This is a genomic window from Collimonas fungivorans, from assembly GCF_028292705.1.
Taxonomy (GTDB): Bacteria; Pseudomonadota; Gammaproteobacteria; order Burkholderiales; family Burkholderiaceae_D; genus Collimonas; species Collimonas fungivorans_B.
In genome coordinates, this window is record NZ_JAQGLV010000090.1 from 1 (window position 1) to 3,117 (window position 3,117).

General features: G+C 58.7%; 3 protein-coding genes. 1 reads left to right on the forward strand and 2 read right to left on the reverse strand.

Features of this window, described 5'->3' with window-relative positions:
• The coding region (locus tag JWQ61_RS04630) for a PPC domain-containing protein (RefSeq protein WP_304359483.1) at positions 1-453 on the forward strand (453 nt) is incomplete at its 5' end.
• 95 nt (positions 454-548) lie between these two features.
• On the opposite strand, the gene galU is transcribed toward JWQ61_RS04630, so the two are convergent.
• Positions 549-1,430 (reverse strand): UTP--glucose-1-phosphate uridylyltransferase GalU, encoded by an 882-nt coding sequence (gene galU / locus JWQ61_RS04635; protein ID WP_304359484.1) that lies wholly within the window; start codon positions 1,428-1,430, stop codon positions 549-551.
• 70 nt (positions 1,431-1,500) lie between these two features.
• Complete coding sequence (locus tag JWQ61_RS04640; RefSeq protein ID WP_304359485.1) at positions 1,501-2,919, reverse strand: undecaprenyl-phosphate glucose phosphotransferase; 1,419 nt, start codon at positions 2,917-2,919, stop codon at positions 1,501-1,503.
• Positions 2,920-3,117: the final 198 nt, after the last annotated feature.

The following is a 3,117-nucleotide window of genomic DNA, read 5'->3' on the forward strand; positions in this document are numbered from 1 at the left end:
AACCCGCGTCTGGCAATGGATCCGGTGGGAAATTTTGCAGTGGCATGGACCAGCGGCTCACCTAGCGACGGCCCTGGGGCCGGATGGGACGCCATGGTGCGCACCTTCAAGATGGACACCCGGCCACCCATTACCCAACTCGTGAACAAGCGGACTGTCCAAGGCTTGGCGGGCGACACCGACAGCTGGAGCTATTACAGGGTCACGGTGCCCTCCGGCGTCAAGCAGTTGAACATCGACATGACCGGCCCCGCCGGTGTTGGCGATGGCGACATGTACCTCCGCTTCGGCGGGCTCCCGTCGTTGACGGCCTGGGACCAGCGCCCCTACGTCAACGGCAGCAACGAATCCATCGGGATCAGCAATCCCCCGCCCGGCGATGCCTACATCGGGATCCACGGGCGCAGTGCGTACTCGTCGGTCGGACTGACCGCCGGCTACTACTACCCCTGAGACGGGTCTGGCCATGGCCGGCACTTTCGCTCCAACCTCCTGGGGAGGTCGGAGCATACCGGGTCAGATAAGTCTATAACTTCACGCGCACTGCACTAGATCTTGTCGGCGATGAAGTTATTGAGGAATTCACGGAATTCCTCTTTGACTTCGGGATGCTTCAGCGCGAACTTTACCGAGGCTTGCAGGTAACCGAGCTTGCTGCCGCAGTCGTAACGTGTGCCTTCGAACTGGTAGGCCATCACCTCTTCCTGCGCCAGCAATGAGGCAATGCCGTCGGTCAGCTGCAGTTCGCCGCCGGAACCTGGCTGCAGCGTATGCAGGTGGTCGAAAATCGACGAATTCAGGATATAGCGTCCGACCACGCCCAAATTGGACGGCGCGTCTTCCGGCGCCGGCTTCTCCACGATGCCATGCAGCTTGTGCAGGCGGTCGCCGGTCGGCGTGCCTGCCACCACGCCGTAGGAACGGCTCTGCACCGGCGCGATCGCCTCGACGCCGATGATGCTGCTGCCATAGTCCGCATACAGATCGGTCATCTGGCGCATGACAGGGGTGGTCCCATCCAGCAGGTCGTCCGCCAGGATCACCGCAAACGGCTCGCCGTGCACCAGCCGCTCGGCGCACAGGACAGCATGGCCCAGGCCCAGTGCTTCCGCCTGCCGCACATAAAAACATTCGACATTCTTCGGCTTGATCTGGCGCAGCACTTCCAGCAGCGCCTGCTTGTTCTTGGCCAGCAATTCGGCTTCCAGTTCGTAGGCTTTGTCGAAATGGTCTTCGATGGCGCGCTTGTTGCGGCCGGTGACAAAAATCATCTCGGTGATGCCGGCGGCGGCGGCTTCTTCCACCGCATACTGGATCAAGGGCTTGTCTACCACGGGCAGCATTTCCTTGGGACTGGCCTTGGTGGCCGGCAAGAACCGAGTGCCGAGGCCGGCGACGGGAAATACGGCTTTGGTGATTTTTTTATGCATGCTGATGACTCTTGAAGATAGGTTTGTAAAAAAAGGCGCTGCAAACAAGTAGCGCCCAGGCAAACTTTGATCAATAGGCGGTCTTGCCGCTCCATCCCTTGAACGCGGTCCACAGCAGGATCCGGAAATCCATCAGGAACGACCAGTTCTGTATGTAGTGCAGGTCGAACTGCACCCGCGTTTCCATTTTTTCCAGGGTGTCGGTTTCGCCGCGGTGGCCATGGATCTGGGCCCAGCCCGTGATTCCCGGCTTGACGCGATGACGCACCATGTACAGGTCCAGCAGCTCTTCATACATCTGGTTATGCTGCATGGCATGCGGGCGCGGGCCGATGACCGACATGTCGCCCAGCAGGACGTTGATGAACTGCGGCAGCTCGTCGAGGCTGGTGCGGCGCAGGAACTGGCCGATCCTGGTGATGCGCGGATCGCCCTGGGTAGCCTGAGTGACCTTGTTGTGCTCCTGGTGCAGTTTCATCGAACGGAATTTGTAGATCATGAATTTCTTGCCGTTCAGGCCCAGCCGCACCTGCTTGAAAAATACCGGTCCCGGCGAGGAGATCTTGATGGCGACGCCGATCGCCACGAACAGCGGAGTCAGGGCCGTTAGCGCTACCAATGCAAAAAGCTTGTCCAGCAGGTGTTTGCAGATGCCGCGCGCACCGCTGGGAGCAGGGCGGTTCAGCTCGACGGTCGGAGTGCCGAGGAAGTTGGTCATGCGCCGGCTGATCATCTGGATCGCCATCGTATCCGGCACCCAGCGGATGTCCACCAGCGTATTGCGCAGGTGGATCTGCAAGGGCCGCAGCTGCGCCGCCGCGCTCATCGGCAAGGTGATCCAGATTTCATCGATCTGGTTGGCGCTGACGTAGGCATGGATGTCTTCCAGCTTGTTGATGCGAGCGATATTGGCATCTTGCAGGTTTTCAGTCTGTTCGGCGCTGCCGACCACGGCATGGACCTCATAACCTATCCATGGCTGCTGCAGGGCGCGCCTGTGCATTTCCTGCCCCGTCTCGCCGTAGCCGACGATGATCACGCGCTTGAAGTTGAAACCCTGCTTATGCATGCGCGTCAGCGCTACATGGGAAACGAAGCGGTACAGCAGCAGCAGCACCATGCTGGTCAGGTACCAGTACAGCAGCCAGTGATGCGAGATGCGGCCGATGCCGTGCACCATGCGGCTCATGAAAATGCCGAGGATCAGGACCAGCGCCCAGGACGCCGCCAGCCGGATGAACGTGGCCGAGGCGGGACGCTCCGGCCAGGCGATGTAGAGATCGAGCTGGGCGAACAGCATGAACGCCAGCACGCAGCAGAAATACAGCAGCACCATGTGCACCGGCGCCGCGTCTGACAGACTTGCGTGGAAAACGTAATAGGCGACGGCGTTGGCGGCGATCGCCAGGATCGCCGTGTCGGCAATCCGCCTTGGGAGCTCCTGTCCCAAAACATACTGGAGGAAGGTCAAGTGTGTTGAGTGTGACATGAGAGTTTATCTTATTGGACTATCAAAAAAGCGAATGAAGGTCCCGTACTCGCTTTCAAGCCTTGAACCCAGCATCATCCAAAGCGGTTTTTACAACTACTGCAATGCAGCAAGTTACCTTCAGGAATTATGGTAATCATTAAAATCGATTTAATCAACGTAAACATTTTAATTAAATTGATTTTTCGTGAATTTAAG